Raw genomic sequence first — 17,721 nt, forward strand, 5'->3', positions numbered from 1 at the left:
AACTAGCTGCGTTAAGGACGAGCCATTAAAGGTAACAAGGCCCTGATATACCGCCGTGAAGAACGGTTCATCCACGACGTAGAAACCAGTTGCGGGATCTAGGGCATCAGGTGAGTATATCTGGCCCATCGATCCCAGGTCAACTAAGGTGTTCGGATTCGGAGGAGATATGGTCACGGTCTTAGTCGTTACCTTGGCAACTGGTTTTGAGGGAACATAATAGTGTTGGTAGGCGACGTATCCCACTGCGCCTATCACCACTATGACTATCACTATAACAGCTATCAGCAAAGTGCTGATCGGCTTCTTTCCTTGAGATCCACTCTGATTTTGCTTGTTTTCAGACATTTTAGTTTAGCAAAAGCGAGCAACATATAAGGGTTTCGACCTTTTTTTAATCCTTCGCGATTTAAACCTGTTAAAAATTCAAAGTCCTCTCATTTTTGGAAAAACATCATTCAGAGCTATCCTGGTTTAGCTGACCACTTCTCGCTGATTCCTTGGCGCCTTTCACGATTTCCGGACCGAAGGTCGGCAGCGAAGACAAAAAGGAGTCATCCGCCCTTAGGAAGTCCTCAACGCTCCTAATCCCGTTTTCAAAGAGTATCCTAGCCCTTACTCTTCCTATACCTCTGAGGCCAATCATCGGTATCAGTTCCTCCTTTATGCCTTCCTTCACCCTCACCGAAAGCCTGTAATACTTCTCCCCGGCACCTCCTCTTCTAAGAGGAGCAGACAACCTGTAAGCGGCGTAGAAAAGCCATTGATACGTCTCCCTAAGCTGGTACAGGTCGCCTGGAAGAACGCCATACTTCTTCTCGATCGCTTCAATGCCGGCTTCGTCCATCCAGTCTTTTAGCACAAGTGCCGTTTTAAGCGAAGAAAGCGGATCCTCGCTATCGTAAACGTGATCCTTTAGCTCATCACTCATTTCCTCATCCAGTCTTTCAAGTGCATCCTCGAGATCATCTTCCTCGCTTTCCCTCACCCTGACGGTCCCCGCGTCAGGACTTAGCGCCACCGCGAATATGGCCATAAGGTCGGAGGAATCTGGCTTCATGGAACGCAAGACGGCACGAATTATAACAGCCGTTGCCGGCTTTACGTAAAGCTCGGCGGTCCTTTTTCCAAACGGGAGCGCCCTATATTTCATCCCGTCAAAACGCACAAATCCCTCGTTCTCAAGATAGTCAAGCGACGACTTCACCTTACCCTCAACATAATCGTAACTCGCCTTATATCCAGAGAAGGATAACTTGAAGAATTGCACAACGCCATCCAGGGTATCCTCATACCCTGATGCGATGGAGGCCAGCGTTTGAAACTCAACCTCATCGCCCTGAAGTAGATGGCCCTCTATCGGTTCTGGCGGAGAGCGCACGTAAACGTCAAAGAACTCTTCTGGGTCGCGATCGAAAAACGCTATGGCCTCCCCTTCCTTGTCGTACTGAGGTCTCCCAGCTCTTCCGCAGAGTTGCCTGAACTCCATAACGGATATGGGAGCCATCCCAAAACCAGATTCATACCGCATGATGCTGGGAATAATAACGCGCCTCGCAGGCAGGTTGACGCCAGCAGCAAGCGTCGGAGTAGCAACTATACCCTTTATCAGACCGCGCTTAAACGAGCTTTCAACGGCGTTCCTCTGCTCTGGAGAAAGACCAGCGTGGTGAAAAGCTATTCCCTTCTCAACCAATACCGCAAGCTCTTTCGCAAGCTCGGTTCCATCGCTGGAGGAAATCGCCTTGGCTATGGCTTCAAGCTCAGGGTTACCGCTGTACCTATCGGTCACCGGGGCTAGGTCCCTTGCAAGCTTAACGGCATTTCTCCTGCTGTTAGCAAAGACCAAGAACTGCCCTCCCGCTTTCAGCGAGTCCTCCGCTAAGCACTTCACGTAATGCGAGGGCTCATCCTTAGGCCCGCAGACCTCACGCTCTGACCCGTCATCGTACACGACCTTTCCATCTCTCATCACCCCAATCCTTAACGGCACCGGACGCCAGTCCGAGCTCACAAGCGAAGCGTTCAGCCAACCGGCGAGTTCCTCGGCGTTCCCTATAGTTGCCGACATCGCTATGATCTGGGCACTTGGAAGCACTCTCATAAGCCTGGTCAAAACCGCCTCGAGCGTGGGTCCCCTGCTCTCGTCGTTCATGAGGTGAACCTCATCTACCACTACCACTTTTACGGCTCCCAACCAGGAGGGCCTCTGTCTCAAGAGGGAATCGGCCTTCTCGTTTGTAGCTATTATGAGATCGTAACGGGCGAGCCACTCATCCTTCGAGTCATAGTCACCTGTGGTTACCGCGACCTTCATTCCGATCTGCTGCCAAGCCCTTGAGAACTCCTCGTACTTCTCCGATGCCAGGGCTTTCAAGGGGACGAGGTAAAGGAACTTTGAGGTGGGATCCTTCATATAATTCTGGGCTATGGCTATTTCTGCAACAAGGGTTTTCCCGCTAGATGTCGGAGAAGTTATGACAACGTTCTTTCCTTGAAGGAGTCCTGCCTCAAGTGCGGACTCCTGAGGGGGATATGGTCTCTCATATCCTCTTGAAGCTATTATCTGTGCCAGCCTGCGATCAAGCCACCTTTCCCAGTACACGATGAACTCCTAGCCATATACTATAAGCCTATGTCGCTCGTTTCAGGCTCTTCACGTTACGCCATATAAGGAACAGAAGCGCGGCCACCGGGGCTATGAGCGCAAGGTACCCCAGCTTAAATCCGACTGAATCGATCATGATTCCAGCCACCGTTGGAACGATCACCCCTATAATGGTCATAACAGAGAAGAAGAGGGAGTTAGCAGCGTTTCTAAGCTCCTCGCGGAACCCCCTTCCTATGTATATAAGCGATATTGGATACGTAAATCCGTGAGGAAAACCCAGTATCAGGAAAGCCAGCGCAAGGAACGCAAGGTTAGGCGATAGCACCATTAGGAAAAGGCCGGCGATAGTTAACGATACCGACAGATAAGTGAGGTTGATTAGCCGCTCAAAATGCTTTAGTGAAAGAAGAAGCCTCATGGAAAAAGACGTGGAAAAGAAAAGTGCGAAAAGAAGCTCGACCTGAGAGTAGCTCGCGTTAAAGAAGTCCTTGGCATAAATCCCTCCAAAAGAAGTAAGCATAGCAAATGGGATGTTGTAGGTGAGGTTATTGTACACGGCTGTCCAAAAGTAAGGGTTTCTGGTGACTTGTTTGACACCAATACCTGAACGGCTTTCTAGCTGAGGAAATCTTATTGTAGGAGCAATTAAGGCTACCAAAACCCCGAGGGGCAGGAAAAGTAGAAAAACCTGTTTCAGAGAAAACTTCAGTAGCATCACCCCCTCTATGGATGGCCCAACCACTAGGCTCGTGCTGAGCGCAAGCGTGTAAACTGCAAGCACCCTCTCCCTGATCTTTGGATCGTCGTACAGCCCAGCTGACGTGATTATGTTGGGCATCAGAAGACCCATGACAAAACCAGCAAGCACCGATAGAAGCCATATGGTTATAGGCGTTGCCAAATAGAACAGGGGAAGCAATATCGCAAAAGCAATGCTAGCTCCCATAAAGTAAACCCTTCTCCTGCGCACGCATATCTTAGAGTTGTAGAGCGTGGCCGTAAACGACGCCAATGAGAACGCGCTTGAAAGCAGACCAATTTCGGTGGCGCTCAGGTCAAAGTCGTACTTAGCCACGAGCGGTACCGTTGTTACCATCATGTTGTTGCTTGCCCTAAAGGCAAAGGTGATCAGCACTATAAAGATCACCGCTAATATTAGCTGCGACCTCATCATGTGCTAATCGAAATAGCTCGTAAAAGCCTTCCCAGTGCCATTAACGGCGCTTTCAATCAGAGCTCTTAAGAAGGCTTTACGCGCATTATCTCGTTTTTTACATAAAATGAAGTCGCAAAGGCGACAACTTAGCACTCTCACGCAGAGGATGACAACAAGAAAGCACCAAAACGCCCATAACCAAAACTTTGCCTCGGCCGGGATTTGAACCCGGGTCCGCGGCTCGAAAGGCCGCTATCCTTGTCCGGTCTAGACTACCGAGGCATGGTGTAACGTAACGCACTTAAAGGGTTTTTGAGGTGGGCTTCAATCCCTTAGATCCTCGATTATGCGTTTCAGCCCTAAGACGTCTATGAGCGATGAAAGCCTCGGCCCGCTCTTCCTACCTATGAGGCTCTCATAAACGCTTGAAAACGCCTCTTCGATGGGCACGCCAGTTGCGCTTGATATGTCCCTTAGCTTTTGAGATGCCTCGGCTCCGCTTTCGTTGCCCGTAAGCGACCTTATCCACTCTAAAGCTATGCCCTCGGCCTTCCTTGGTCTGTACACTATCCGGTACTCCTCAGGAAGCTTATCACTCTTAACCCACGCTTCCACGTAAGGCCTTAAATAATCGTCATCGAGGCCTACGCGCCTCTTGGCGCCTTCCCAATTGCCCTCAAGCTCGTATGCAAGCAATAGCGAGACAAAGCGCACCTTCCAAGAAGGCGAAGGACTTGAAAAGTGTATCGCAAGCCTCTTCTTCTCGTCTCTTGGCTTCTTGAGGTTATCCTCAAAGTCCTCGATAAGTCTTATGAGACCTTCACCAGAATCGTCTAAGTTCTTATCCTTCTCTATGTCGACGCGGAGCAGGAAGTACTTGAGTACTTCGGGCGGAAGGTATTTCATGAGGATAGAAAGGGATCCCACCCCCTGAGACTTACTCATCTTTCTACCGTTTAGCAGCACGAAGCCCCAGCGATAAGTCAAGGGAGGCTCTCTGCCGAAAAGCTGCTTGTGGACAGCTTCGGCCGTATCCCAGCTACCACCCCTAGTATGATGGTCTTTGCCTGCCCCCTCAAGCGTAACTCCAAGAAAGGCCTGCCTGGTAGGCCAGTCTAGGCGCCAAGCCATTTTCCACTTGTGAGACTTAATCGGTATCTTTCCAGAGTGACCGCATCCCTTAGCGTATCCCACGTCCTTATCATCAACGTAGTATATGTAGTCGCCATCGAAACCGGTAACTCTAGTGGTCGCTATGTTACCGCATTTCTCGCATACCGGCATCACTATGTCCATCCATGAATCGGGCAACTGCTTCAATGACGTAACGCTTAGAATCTCCCTAACAGCTGGAAGCCTCTCAAAGAACATCTTTACATACGAGTCATAGTATCCCGCTTGGTAAAGCTCAATAACGGGAATAACCCTAGGTGAAACGCCAAGCTTATTCATAAAGGAAACCGTGTCGTCCAGAAAGTGCTGGCCATAGCTTGAGTGACACCCGTAAGGATCGGGCACGTCTACAAGCGGCTTTCCAAGGTAAGGCTTTAGATCTCCAGGCACTCCATTCGGAACCGAGTCAAAGGCATCCATTATATCGCCTATAAATATGAAATCAGGATCATCGCCCATCTCCTTTAGCCTGTTTGTTATTACAGACGGAAAGAAGAACTCCTCAACCGTTCCAAGGTGTGTGGGGCCGCTCGTGGTTATGGCTGAGGCTATAACATGCTTACCCGGCCGGCTCATCACCTTTTCAGCAAGATCGTCAATCCAGCTTTGGGCTTCTAAACTCAACGTACACGATGACGTTAAGCAGGAAGCTAATAACAATTGTGGTTGTATCGTATACGCCATACAAATGTTTACCCACACCTTCCCGCTATAGTTTTCCTCCTTCTAAATTCACAGCTGCTGCATTCAAGCAACGAATCCCGGGGACATGCATTAATGGGGCTGAGCCTGTCTCTGTAGTCAACGCTTATAATATCACTGTATTTCTGCTCCCCTCAGTTTTCCCCTTAAACGAGACGATGATCTTTCGCAATTCTATAATATGATTTGGTACAATCAGTACCTTAATTTAATTCGATCGAATTAGGCTATACTTGCCAGCGCGTGCCGCTTATACCTTATATATAAAACCTCTCCTAATTTCATGATCTCTTTAACCAGTACCAGAAATTATATAAAGCCATAGAAACATATTATCTCGTTTATTTATTGAACAAGTTTATTTCGATATTAAAATTACAGTCGCAAAATATTCTGAAAACATTATATAAATAAAGTATATCAAAAAATTATACTCGGGTTTATTAGATATCAGCTAGGCTTATACGAATATATATACTGTCCATTAGTCGGGTTGACCCATGGCGGATAATATCCTGCAAATGGATGACCAAAACTGCCCAAATAGCCTAGGCCAAGTTTAGCGGCTTCTAGCCATTCGGCTTGCTCCTCCTGCATCGCTGAGGCAAACTGCCTATTAAATGCTGAAATCCCTGTAGGACCGGTTTCCATCAGCGTTAGCGCAGCACTATCCAGAGTCTCCATGACATCGTCAAAAACGCCTCCATCGGATAGCTGGTATACCATATCGTTTTCAGGCGTGCTCTTCAGAAGCTGGTAACTGTAATCGCAAGCAGGAGTCGTCATTCTATACGTGGCGTTTTCATAGAACGGCGATGCCTTCCACGTATCAAATAACTCGCTACCCTTGTATGATGACCAAATTCTAACCGCCTTCAATGCCTGGCTTGTCTCAGAGGATATGGGAACCCCTATGCTGTCGACAACTATAGCGAAGTAGTTTTGCGTTCCTGGGAAGTCTTCTCCCATCAGTGATATGTTACTCCAGCTGGTGTAAGGAGCTATAGCTGGGTAGCAGGTCACGTTAGTGAAATCGTAGGCATAGTTAACGAGCCAGTTGCCGTTAGCAGTGAAGACCGCCTTCCCCTCAACCAGATCAGCCATCCCGGTTTGCCAAGCTATGCTTTGCTCTCCCGGCATCTGGTACTGAGGAGCTGTAAGGTTCACGAAATAATTATCAGTCTCATTTATCAAAGCCTGAACTTGAGGATCTGACAGGTTAATTGTACCATACGTTATCTCATTGTAGAGCTTCGGACCTGCTAACGCAAGAAATATATCTTCCCATAAGTTCAGCTGATCCCAGCCGCCATCTCCGTATGGTATCTCCCAAGCCGGTATTCCATGCTTGTAAAGCTGAACCGTATCGTACATTAAGGTCTGTATGTTGTTAGGTATCGGCAGTCCATACTCCTTAAGTATCTTCAGATTCATGAAGAGCTGGGCCCCCTGGTGAACATTGCTTGGCGATGAAAGCGCTGTACCATTAAACTCTATACCCTCATAGGTGGCGGGTATCATGGCAGCCGTGACTCCCCACTGCGAGAGATATGGCGTAAAGTTCACGAATCCCTTAACCCCATTAGGTGTTATGAATACATAACTCAACATCTCAGGACCACCATGCGTTTGGAACATAGCTGGCGGCTTGCCGGCCTCGATCAAAGCAAGTATCGCATACTTTGCGTTAACTCCACCGCCACCTGGAGAAATCTCTTTTTCAATAGTTATACCTGTCTGGCTTTTTATATACGGGAAAAGATGATTCATAGCTACAACCCCTGTTGCCGACCACCACGTATAGAAAGTTATCGTTGAAGCCGGTTTCGGGTAGAAGAACTCGTAATAAGAAACTCCTCCCGCAACTACTACTATCACTATAACTACTACTGCGATTATCAGTGTAGTACTAGACCGCTTCTTAACTGGTTTTTCAGGCGGAACACCAGATGACATTTCCATTAGTTTATTCCCATCACCTTTTAAGGACTTCGGATTTCCATAAGTCAAAGTAGTATATTCATATGCGATATAATATTTGAACTATGTAACGATATTAGATCTCCTATTCTTATCATAAGACAATCATAGCTTTAAAAAATTAAGAGTAAAATAAATCTGATATAAATTATCATTCAAAAATTAAATAGCAAGGCAAAACTTTCTTCCATAAAAGGGTCAAAATGATTGCTCTTTCCCCAGACAAGAATTAATACGCTTAAGAACTAAATATTTTTATCTTTTCCTTCCGCACGTAGACGTAATACTCATCTCCCTTTATAGGCTGATCCACATAAGTAAAGATCTGCTGATTGTCGCTTTTCAGTTCAAGAGTTAACCTGAAGTGTCCTCCCTGATAACTTAATATACTGAAGCGGGCCTTGTCTAGTAACTCAAGACCACTAATTTGTAAAGGTTCCCTTGAGGCAATCACATCTTCAGGTCTTATGCCAATTATAACCTTGCTTCCAGAAAGACCCGGAGGTAAATCCAACGAAAGTTTACCTATAGCCAGCTTTTTCTCTTCGCTGGCAACGGCTACTTGAAGCTCGTTTATCTCTCCTATCAGATTCGCCACAGTAACGGAAACTGGGCTATCATATACTTGTGTGGGGCTACCGATCTGGACCATGTATCCACGGTCCAAAACCCCAACCCTTTCAGCGACTCCGAAAATGTCCGCTGGATCATGACTCACTATTACTGTTGTGATGTTGAATTTCTTCGTAATCTCCTTAACCAAGGCCCTAGCTCCGTCCCTGATCCTGGCATCCAAGTTTGTAAAGGGTTCATCCAGAAATAGCGTTGAAGGCATTTTAACAAGGGCCCTAGCCAACGCGACCCTTTGCATTTGGCCGCCCGACATCTCCCTAGGGTAATGGTCAAGTACTTGGGTGATGCCAAGCGTATTAGCGATATCGCTTACCCTCTTATGTATCTCTTGGCTATCCAAATTCATGTTCTTTAATGGAAACGCTATGTTATCATATCCACTCATATTTGGATATAATGCCCACGTCTGAAAAACAAATCCTATGTCCCTATCTTTTGGCTCCAACAACAATTTTCCATCCTTTGCCGCTATTTTATCCCCGAAGTACACTTCGCCCTTCGTTGGGACGTCAAGCCCAGCCATTATTCTCAGCAGCGTTGTTTTGCCAGCCCCGCTCGGTCCTAAAATGCCAAAGCTTTCGCCCTCTTTTATCTCGAAGGTCACGTTCTTCAAGGCAACTACTTCTCTTTCTCCTTTTCTGAAGACCCTATCGACATTCCTAACAGTTATTTTAGACATTTTTAAACACCTTTACTACCGCCTAGAGCTAATAACCCCCTTATGAAGTACCGTCCCAGGAATACGAAGATCGCCAGGGGGACGATACTCGCTATGACCGAAGCCGCATAGCTTTCGTTATAAAGCACACCATAACCACCGGAATACAGCCTTACCGCTACTGGAACAAGCCTCATTGACGGCGTCGTAGAAAGTATGAGGGGAATAAAGAAGTTGTTCCAAATCTCAACAAATACGAAGATGAAAGTTGAGAGGAGAGCGGGGATCATGATAGGAAGAATTATATACATGAAGATCCTGAACGAACTGGCTCCATCTATCTTTGCAGCTTCGACTATATGTTTGGGAATACTTGAGATAAATATCGACATTAAAAGTGCTGCCATAGGCAAATAAAATATCAGGAACGCTACTATTAATCCGTAATAATTATCGAGACCTCCGATATCCACTATGAACTTGGTCAATGGCATTAGCACTGATTGATATGGGATAAAAGTTGCAAGACTAATTAGAGCAAATATAGCATCAGCCACTAGGGTCAACGTTTTGCTATATGATAGAGTTAACGTATAAAAGTAAAATGCTCCCATCGAGCCAAAGAATACAGCAACCACGGCGACGACCAGAGAAACGATCGCGCTATTTAGAATGGCTCCTTCTAGGGTACCAATCACTGCCCCATATGCTGACAAAGTAGGATGCAATGGAGGCATAAGAACAGGCGTTATAAGCACGTCAAAGTTTGATTTGAACCCATCAACAGCCATTGAATATGCCGGAATAAGCCATATGACCGCCAATATAATTAGGATAACATAAGTTAAAACCTTTTTATATCCATCCATACTCTTCACCCCCTTATAAACCTTCTAATTATGTACAAGGCATAGGGAATGATTACAGCCGTGGCAATTATTATCACAATTGTTGAAACTGCAGACGATTCGGCAAAAAACTCTACAGTAGACAGATAATACAGATATGTAACCATCGTGGTAGTATAAGTGGCTACCGGGGTCCCAGATATTATTAGTGGGCCACTAAACTCCTTAAACGAGAATAGAAACAACATAGCTGTAGCTACAACAAACCCACTTAAGGAATTAGGCAATAAGACCTTCCGTAATATTTTAAACGACCCTGCACCGTCGATTTTGGCAGCCTCTACCAATGATGGATTTACTCCCATAAACGCGGCAAGAAAGAAGATGACAGCTAAGCCCGCATAAGCCCAGACCGACAGAATCTCAACGCTAGGAAAGACCATCCATCCAGCACTCAACCAAGGTATCTCCGGGAGCCCCACCTTAGCAAGCAACCAATCTATTCCTATCGTCGGATTATAAAGCCACATCCAGATAATTGCACTTACGGCCATAGCTATTGCCAAAGGATAGATAAATATAGATAAGAAAACTGAGCGAGCAGTATTAGAGCCAACTTCATAAAGCAGCCACGCTATAAGGATTCCCAGCAGATCTCCTGCAACAACAACGGTTATCGAAAGTTCGAATGAGTGAGCCAAAGATTGAAGAAATATAGCTTCCTTCATAGCTTCGTAATATGAGTAAAGCCACGTTACCTTAGGTACAGGATTAAGCAGGGACCAGTTGGTCAGCGATATATATACATTCCAAGCTACAAGATAAATCAAGATTGCTGCCGTAATTCCTATCGGAACCACTAACAAATGATCCTGCTTATCCATAAGAATTATGTTTCCATCTTTTTAAGCGTTTCGGAGTATAAATTTTGTAATAATAAGTTAATAATCGATATATTTATAGTTACTGATCTAAATAATTCGAATATAATTATAGATCATCCCTAAGACACGACTATAATCCACTTCCAACGAATCTGCACGCTTTAACTTTACTACAAAAGCACGTAAAAAATGCAACATACTTGATTAGTGAGCACAACATCAAATATTAAGTTTAAATCAGTGTAAATTTAGTTATTGAAATAAATTTCATATTAAGCATATTAAAATCAATAACCTATCCTCCCGTGGCGGCGCCGGGGACGGGATTCGAACCCGCGAGGCCCGGAGGACCAACAGCTCTCGAGGCTGCCGCCTTTGTCCACTCGGCCACCCCGGCGCTAAATTGCTAAACTACGAATTTAACCTTTTTCTTTCAACCACCTCGCCGCATAAATCTCAAGGAATCTTTCACGGTCAATATCCTTAATAAGGAGAACTAGCGGAGAAAATTCCTCATGAAATCTAGCTTCTCACAAAATTCATAAGCAAATTCATAATCGGATTCCAGATCGTGCAGCAATGCGCTCTTAGCTGCTTTCCCGGATAACTCGAAGGAAGTCCATCAATCTGCTCACGGCTCTCAGGAAGCGCAGGATTTCATTTATTCTATCTTATGAAGGAGTCGTGAAAATCGTTAGCTTGATCTCCTATTAGCCCGATCTCCATTACAGAAAATCGTGATATAAATTAATTTTACCCGAAAGAAAATCTAATCTTCCCAATTCTCAGAAATCGCACAAAAATTTTAAGATTCCATTTTTCCAAAAAGTCAACCAATCGCCTACTTTGATTTTTCCGAATTAATTTCATATATGCAACAACGTAACCGATCGAGCACAACATCGCAAGCATAAACCAGTAACGGTAAGCGTAATCTAGCGACGGCTTCAATACGTTCAAGCCAGCATAGCCCAAATAAAGGAGAAGTGCTATTTGTGAGGCATCGCCGGCCAGACTGGCTGCAGTGTATTTAACAATGTTCATCTTGAGCGTTCCAGCGGCTAGCGACGTCGCATCTCCGAGCTCTAAAAAGAACGCCGACATGAATACAGAAAAGGGCCCGTGGCGTTCTATCCATATCTGTGCTTTTTCCAGCTGCTTCTGACCGACCTTGAAGTGCGCCAGCACTCTCCGTAAAATCGAACGAGCTACGAACCTGCCGCTTAAGTACTCAACCTCGTCAAGAAAAAGAGCAGAAGCTGTCATCGTGATGAACGTGAGGCGCAGACTAAAATCCCCTATGTAACACAGGTAACCATAGAAAGGTACCAGCACATAAACCGGAATCGTTGAGAAATCGAAAATGAAAAACATTCCCACGTAACCAGTAGAACTTAAGAAAGAAAGAGATTTCTTTTGTTCGGATATGTAAGCCGATACGTCGATAGCACGCAAGTAGCCATTAAAGATACCTACAGCAGATACGACAAGTGCTAATATAGATATGACGAACGCGTAGTGAAGATACTTTGAAGTATAACTTTCGTCGTTACCAGAAGTCGATCTCTTCCGCCTCACGATAAACATAAGGAGGCTTTAAGGTCGTCGTTGTCAATAGGCCAACCCCTGTTATTTATCTCAAAACGACCCCTCGTCTTACCCCTAAGCTGGCTGTCCACTAACGCTGCCTGTTGCCATACCCATAAAAGATGACTCGCCGTTTCTCTGTCAGTGCCGTTCGGCAAACGAAGGCCATCAACCGCTTTGTTGCATAAATCCCGGGCGACGGGATTTCGCTTCTTTTCACTTTTCACTTACCCCTTCGCGGCCTTGCCCTCGCGTGGCAGGCCATGGCATCATAGGCCCAAGCCGTCTGCACTGCCTCTGCAATGAGCGTTTGGGGCTTCCTAGCGGTAGGGTCCTCGCCAAACTTCCTCTTCATCCGAAAGAAGCCCTCAACGGCCCACCTCCTTCCGTAATCCGTTTGCTCCTTCCACCTCTTGTAGCCCAGGGAATGGTACTTCCTAATCTCATCCCTTCTTCTCTCAAGCGGGAACGGTAAGTGATCGCGTTCGTCCTTTAACGGCGCTCTCCGCGTCCCTTAAGGAAGACCAGGTTGGCATCGTAAGCTTTTGTCGTGGAACCTCTTGACGGTCTTCCCCTTCTTCCTGACATCGGCGAGCATCTTGGCGGCCGTCCTTGCTTCCGAATGGCCCCTTCCCTCGATGTAGGCGTCGGCGCTTAACAGCTTTTTGCACCTAACGTCCACCGTTATGACCAGGACGACGTGCTTCTTGCGCTTTCCCGGCTTTCCGTACCTGTAGGTTAAGTACTCGCCAGCGCTTCCAGTTTCAACCCGGTGCCGTCTGCAGCGATTTCAAGTTCGTTGGCGCTCGGCAGCCTTATCTCTGGGATCGTTTGGGATATCCTGTGCCAGGCGGTCGTGTAATCGTCAGCCCTGGGGATCATGTGAAAGACCTTCAGGCGGCGCGCTATTCCCTCTAACCCGCGGTAGTCAACCCTGGGCCATATTGCCTGCCACCTTACAAAAGAGGCGGGGTAGAGGAAGGGCCTTCCTCTCTTATTTTTGTTGGCCTTCTTCAGTTCCCTCTTCCAGTGCTTGAAGATCCTGATATCGAGAAGGAACTCGCCCCCTTACAACTACTCGTTGTAGGCGTGCCAATCACGTTTAGGGCTAGGCTTATTTTCCTTGCCGGAGGATTTATCCCAGTGGTTAGAGCTCTTGATGACCATACCATTACGGCTCTAACCACTACTTATTCCGCGTGCTGAAAGTGCTTCTGAAATCATGCAACAATCCACCATCAACGAAAGGGTTAAAGGGCTGAGTCTTTATTTACTGAAAGTTGGCTAATTCACCAAATGGTCTCTTTGCAGCGAGGAAGCTCGTGAGGAACAGGAGGCACTTCCTCTGGAGTAAGGAGAGAGTACAGCGCAGGTTAAGCGGCCTTCGCTACAAGACCGACCCACTTGGAGGCTCTCCTCAGGCCAGGGGAATCGTGCTGGAAAAGGTAGGAGTAGAATCTAGGCAACCTAACTCCGCTGTTAGAAAATGTGTGAGAGTTCAACTCATAAAGAACGGAAAGCAGATAACCGCTTTTGTCCCCTGGGACGGAAGCCTTAACGTTATAGATGAGCACGATGAGGTTATAGTTGAGGGAATTGGTGGTTCAAGCGGGAGGTCCATGGGCGACTTGCCAGGCGTGAGGTGGCGCGTCTCCAAGGTCAACGGCATCGACCTCTGGCAGTTGCTCATAGGGAAGAAGAAGAAGCCCGTGAGGTGACTCGAACTGAGCGAACAAAAGCAGGAAACATCCCTTGCCGTTCCAAAGCTCTTTGGAAAGTGGGATGTCATAGGCATAGACGTAAAGAACAAGGGACTCGCCAGGTACTTGAATCTCTCCCCCATATACATACCGCACAGTTACGGGCGTCATTCATCCTCTAGGTTTGGAAAGGAAAACGTGCACGTAGTCGAGCGCTTAATAAACGACATGATGCGCCATGGCCGCATGGGAGGAAGAAAGGAAATAGCGATGGCCATAGTGTATCAGGCGTTCAACATAATAGAGGCAAAGACCGGCAAGAACCCGATTGAGGTGCTTGTGAGGGCCATAGAAAATGCAGCGATCCTTGAGGGTACGACCAGGATAATTCACGGCGGCATAAGGTACAGGGTCGCGGTGGACGTATCCCCTATGAGGCAGCTTGACCTGGCCCTAAGGAACCTAACGGAGGGGGCAAGGGAGGCCGCAAAGTCCAGTCCAAAGCCAATCGATGAATGCCTCGCAGACGAGATAATAGCTGCATCGGAGAATGACGCCAGGAGCTTCGCGATAAGGGCAAAGCACGAAGAAGAGCAGATAGCCATGGCCGCAAGGTAAACGGTTTTTTTAACGCCTGCTCAAATCTTATATCCTTGCAAAAGGGAAGTGTATGAGCTCTCCTTTCGGGGCCTTCAAAAATCAAGTCTTAGAATACTTAGAAAGCCTCGGAATAAAGGAACGTGAACAACGGCTTGAGGTTCCCCCAAACATAAACCTTGGACATCTGGCACTTCCCCTTTTCGAGTTCAAGGAAAAGAAATTCGAACTAACTCCTCCAACCGGGCTTATAGCGGATGTTGCGCTGAAAAATGGCTACCTTAATTTCAAGGCCAACATCCCCGCTCTAGGCCTTCTCCTATATCAACAGATCAGCGAAAGAGGAGAAGAATACACCTCCCTTAAGACCACCGGTAAAAAGATAATAATCGAGCACACGTCGGCAAATCCGCTGCATCCAATGCACATAGGCCATGCCAGGAACGCTTTTCTGGGTGATTCCATGGCAAGGCTCATGAGGGCAAGAGGGCACAACGTGTCGACTCACTTCTACGTTGATGACATGGGGCTTCAAGTTATGATAGCGTCAGTAGGATATAAGGCAGCGCCCCTCATGCCGAAGGGCATAAAGCCTGACCACTGGGTGGGCTTCGTTTACGCGGTAGCTAACATAATGTACGAACTGGCTGAGGTGGGCGCGAAGCTGAAAGAGGCCGTAGACGATTACAAATCGCTAGTGGAAAAGCAGGATGAGTTGGCCGGATACGCGGAAACGCTGAGGGAGAAACTGCCCAGCGAGTTCGACGAGATAACCTCTAGGCTCTCGAAGTTAAGCGCTGAGGACTGGGAGAAGGAGATCTCTCGCATGCTAAGAGGTATGGAAACCGGCGACCCAGAGGTAAAAAAGCTCGTAAGGGGGCTTGTGGAAACAGCCCTTTCTGGATTCAAGGAGACCTTAGGTGACACTGGAATAGGCTTTGACCAATGGGACTGGGAGAGCGATCTCGCAAACGGTGAAGAGATAACTGCCCTGATCGCAGCCCTCCGTTCCTCTCCATTTGCCATAACTCACAAGGGAGTCCTGGCAATAGATTGTAAGGCAGTTATGGAAGCGAAATCGGTTAAGCCTGACTCGCCCATAAGAGAGGTACCGCCGCTTGTCCTCTTGAGGAGTGACGGCACAACTCTTTATCAAACAAGGGACATCCTTTACTCCATAAGGAAGCTGTCACAGGCAGACGAAGTTTATAACGTGGTTGGAGCAGAGCAGAGCACGGCGCAGCTCCAGGTCAAGCTCGCGCTTTACGCCATAAATCACCCGAAGGCCCCCTTCATCCATCACGTGCCCTACGAGATGGTCAGGCTGCCCGGAAGGAAGATGGCTGGTCGCTATGGGTCGTACGTCACTCTCGACGAGGTGATCTCGTCGGCCATATCTTTAGCTGAAAAAGAGGTCAAGAAAAGGAATCCTGACCTTGATGACGAAACCCTAAGGAAGTCATCAGAGGCCATAGGGATAGGGGCCGTGAAGTACGCACTTCTGTCGGTCAGCTCGCAGAAGGTGGTCGAGTTCCAGCTTGAGCGCGCCCTGAACTTTGAGGAGAACTCAGCTCCTTTCATACAATATGCGGCCGTTAGGGCCAGAAGCCTTCTCATGATGGCCGAGAAGCGCGGGATACCGGAGAGCGAAAAGCCGGACTTTCGCAAGTTAACAGACGTAGACGAGCAAAGGCTGATCTTGTTGTGCTCAATGCTTCCCGACACCGCCGCTTACGCGGCGGACACGCTTCACGTCGAAGCACTCGCCACGCGCCTAATGGACATAGCAAACGCATTCAATTCGTACTACGCTCGCGTGCCCATATTAAACGCGGAACTTGAAACCGCTCAGGCAAGGTTAGCGCTGGCAAGAGGCATCAGCGTGTCCATAAGGTCGGGCCTGAGGCTTTTAGGTATCGATGTCCCGGAGAAGATGTAGGTCCATGGTTAGTCGCTGGCTGCACAACCCTTATAAAGAAAGCGCTTGATTTAAAACGGCTTGCCGGCGTCTCCTAGTGGCCGATGGAGGTGGCCTGGAGAGCTTTTCCTAGCCAGCCACTGGCCCGTAAGGGCCTCGTGGGTTCAAATCCCACCGCCGGCGTCCAAAAAATCACGATTTGTACGTGTAGTTCGAGTAATACATAAGGTTGTAGCGGTAGCCCACGAACGGGTTGACCACAATTCCCTTAAGGTAAGGCTGCTTGAGCCAGTAGGAATAGGGCGTTGGCAACCACATGTATGGGGCCTGACCGTAAATTATTGAGTAAGCCTTTGCCACGCCCTCCCTCTGGAGCGTGCTGTTTGTCTCCCAAGGCAGCGTGTCGTATATGCTTTGGAGCGCGCTGTTATTCATCCAAGCTAGATTGCCGGCCAAGCCGCCGAACTCGGCATCTGTCTGAGCCATGAGTTGCTGGTATATGGGGTCTGGCCAATCTGGCCCCCAAGCCAAAAGCACAAGGGCTGGCTCGCCGCTAGGGCTCGTCCAAGTGTCCGTGAGCGCGGGCGAGACGGGATAAAGGGAACTGCTTATACCTATCTGCGATAGATCCTTCTGTATTATCTCGAACTCCGTCTCAACGCTCGGCGTGACGGGCGATATCGTGTATATTACCTGAGGCGGAAGCGGTTGTCCGGATTGATCACCAAGGACTGTACCATTAGGCAGCGTGACGTAGAAGTGACCTTGGACCCCTGCCTTTTCCAAATACTGTTCCGCCAAGCTCGCGTTATACGAGTACACTGGAAGGTTGTCAGGGTTATAGTAGGGCATACCAGGAGTTATTGGCCCAACGTACATGGAAGCCAACGATGTCCCGTTGAACTGATATATCGCATCTATTATGGCCGTGTAGTTCACGGCGTGGACGAGGGCAAGCCTGAAGTCCGTTATGTTAGTCGGGAACACCTGCATATTGAAGGATATGTAGTTGGTAGCGGGCTGAAGCCCCTCGTTTTCAAATATGGCCGAGAAAGGCACGTAACTCTTGTACTCATAATTATCGTAGACAGAAGTAAGCGAAGGTATGGAGACGTAACTTATTTGAACCTCGTTGTTATCGAACTCTTCTATCCGATCTGCGTGCGACACGCCGTACTCTATGATGATATTGGGTATTTTAGCGGGCGCGATAACCCACGGTACGTTTGAGGCCTTGGCTGCCCAGTAGTTGGGGTTTGCCTTGAGGGTTATGC

At 47.7% G+C, this 17,721-nt stretch carries 15 protein-coding genes, 3 tRNA genes and 1 pseudogene; 4 read left to right on the top strand and 15 right to left on the bottom strand.

Going from position 1 to position 17,721, the window contains the following annotated elements:
• The 14 genes and pseudogenes from PRZ02_RS07055 to PRZ02_RS07120 form a co-directional block, all read right to left on the bottom strand.
• A pseudogene (locus PRZ02_RS07055) lies at nucleotides 1-348 on the bottom strand (hypothetical protein); the annotation flags it as partial.
• A gap of 106 nt (nucleotides 349-454) precedes the next feature.
• The gene (locus tag PRZ02_RS07060; RefSeq protein ID WP_449465130.1) at nucleotides 455-2,605 is read right to left on the bottom strand and encodes a DEAD/DEAH box helicase; all 2,151 of its coding nucleotides are present in this window, start codon (nucleotides 2,603-2,605) and stop codon (nucleotides 455-457) included.
• 28 nt (nucleotides 2,606-2,633) lie between these two features.
• On the bottom strand, nucleotides 2,634-3,785 hold the full coding sequence (locus tag PRZ02_RS07065) for an MFS transporter (protein ID WP_449465131.1): 1,152 nt from the start codon (nucleotides 3,783-3,785) through the stop codon (nucleotides 2,634-2,636).
• A gap of 189 nt (nucleotides 3,786-3,974) precedes the next feature.
• A tRNA-Glu gene (locus PRZ02_RS07070) sits at nucleotides 3,975-4,049 on the bottom strand.
• Nucleotides 4,050-4,091: 42 nt separating this feature from the next.
• Nucleotides 4,092-5,564: a lysine--tRNA ligase gene (gene lysS, locus PRZ02_RS07075; protein WP_449465132.1), complete on the bottom strand. Its 1,473-nt coding sequence runs from the start codon at nucleotides 5,562-5,564 to the stop codon at nucleotides 4,092-4,094.
• Nucleotides 5,565-6,092: 528 nt separating this feature from the next.
• Nucleotides 6,093-7,652 (bottom strand): glucose ABC transporter substrate-binding protein GlcS, encoded by a 1,560-nt coding sequence (gene glcS / locus PRZ02_RS07080; protein ID WP_449465133.1) that lies wholly within the window; start codon nucleotides 7,650-7,652, stop codon nucleotides 6,093-6,095.
• A gap of 208 nt (nucleotides 7,653-7,860) precedes the next feature.
• Nucleotides 7,861-8,934 carry a glucose ABC transporter ATP-binding protein GlcV gene (glcV, locus tag PRZ02_RS07085; RefSeq protein WP_449465134.1) on the bottom strand — a complete coding sequence of 358 codons (1,074 nt, stop codon included), beginning with the start codon at nucleotides 8,932-8,934 and terminating at the stop codon, nucleotides 7,861-7,863.
• 2 nt (nucleotides 8,935-8,936) lie between these two features.
• On the bottom strand, nucleotides 8,937-9,782 hold the full coding sequence (glcU, locus tag PRZ02_RS07090; protein ID WP_449465135.1) for a glucose ABC transporter permease GlcU: 846 nt from the start codon (nucleotides 9,780-9,782) through the stop codon (nucleotides 8,937-8,939).
• Between the two features lie 5 nt (nucleotides 9,783-9,787).
• Nucleotides 9,788-10,645 carry a glucose ABC transporter permease GlcT gene (gene glcT / locus PRZ02_RS07095; RefSeq protein WP_449465136.1) on the bottom strand — a complete coding sequence of 286 codons (858 nt, stop codon included), beginning with the start codon at nucleotides 10,643-10,645 and terminating at the stop codon, nucleotides 9,788-9,790.
• A gap of 312 nt (nucleotides 10,646-10,957) precedes the next feature.
• Nucleotides 10,958-11,042: transfer RNA gene (locus tag PRZ02_RS07100), tRNA-Ser, on the bottom strand.
• 356 nt (nucleotides 11,043-11,398) lie between these two features.
• A complete protein-coding gene (locus PRZ02_RS07105) occupies nucleotides 11,399-12,223 on the bottom strand; it encodes a DedA family protein (protein ID WP_449465137.1) in 825 nt (274 codons plus the stop codon).
• A gap of 232 nt (nucleotides 12,224-12,455) precedes the next feature.
• Complete coding sequence (locus tag PRZ02_RS07110; RefSeq protein ID WP_449465138.1) at nucleotides 12,456-12,587, bottom strand: hypothetical protein; 132 nt, start codon at nucleotides 12,585-12,587, stop codon at nucleotides 12,456-12,458.
• A 159-nt stretch (nucleotides 12,588-12,746) separates the two neighbouring features.
• Entirely contained in the window at nucleotides 12,747-12,914 is a 168-nt protein-coding gene (locus PRZ02_RS07115; RefSeq protein WP_449465139.1) for a hypothetical protein, read from the bottom strand.
• Nucleotides 12,915-12,970: 56 nt separating this feature from the next.
• Complete coding sequence (locus tag PRZ02_RS07120; RefSeq protein ID WP_449465140.1) at nucleotides 12,971-13,114, bottom strand: hypothetical protein; 144 nt, start codon at nucleotides 13,112-13,114, stop codon at nucleotides 12,971-12,973.
• A gap of 398 nt (nucleotides 13,115-13,512) precedes the next feature.
• Between PRZ02_RS07120 and PRZ02_RS07125 the strand changes: the two genes are divergently transcribed.
• The 4 genes from PRZ02_RS07125 (at nucleotide 13,513) to PRZ02_RS07140 (ending at nucleotide 16,630) form a co-directional block, all read left to right on the top strand.
• Nucleotides 13,513-13,950 carry a 30S ribosomal protein S12 gene (locus PRZ02_RS07125; protein WP_449461834.1) on the top strand — a complete coding sequence of 146 codons (438 nt, stop codon included), beginning with the start codon at nucleotides 13,513-13,515 and terminating at the stop codon, nucleotides 13,948-13,950.
• A gap of 6 nt (nucleotides 13,951-13,956) precedes the next feature.
• The gene (locus PRZ02_RS07130) at nucleotides 13,957-14,550 is read left to right on the top strand and encodes a 30S ribosomal protein S7 (protein WP_449465143.1); all 594 of its coding nucleotides are present in this window, start codon (nucleotides 13,957-13,959) and stop codon (nucleotides 14,548-14,550) included.
• Nucleotides 14,551-14,602: 52 nt separating this feature from the next.
• Nucleotides 14,603-16,468: an arginine--tRNA ligase gene (locus PRZ02_RS07135; protein WP_449465141.1), complete on the top strand. Its 1,866-nt coding sequence runs from the start codon at nucleotides 14,603-14,605 to the stop codon at nucleotides 16,466-16,468.
• 62 nt (nucleotides 16,469-16,530) lie between these two features.
• Nucleotides 16,531-16,630, top strand: a tRNA-Ser gene (locus tag PRZ02_RS07140).
• Between the two features lie 9 nt (nucleotides 16,631-16,639).
• Here PRZ02_RS07140 and PRZ02_RS07145 read toward each other — a convergent pair.
• Nucleotides 16,640-17,721 (bottom strand): ABC transporter substrate-binding protein (locus tag PRZ02_RS07145; protein ID WP_449465142.1); only part of this gene is annotated, 1,082 nt, incomplete at its 5' end.

Origin of the sequence: Tardisphaera saccharovorans, from assembly GCF_046635845.1 — an archaeon.
In the GTDB taxonomy this organism is placed as follows: domain Archaea; phylum Thermoproteota; class Thermoprotei_A; order Marsarchaeales; family UBA168; genus UBA168.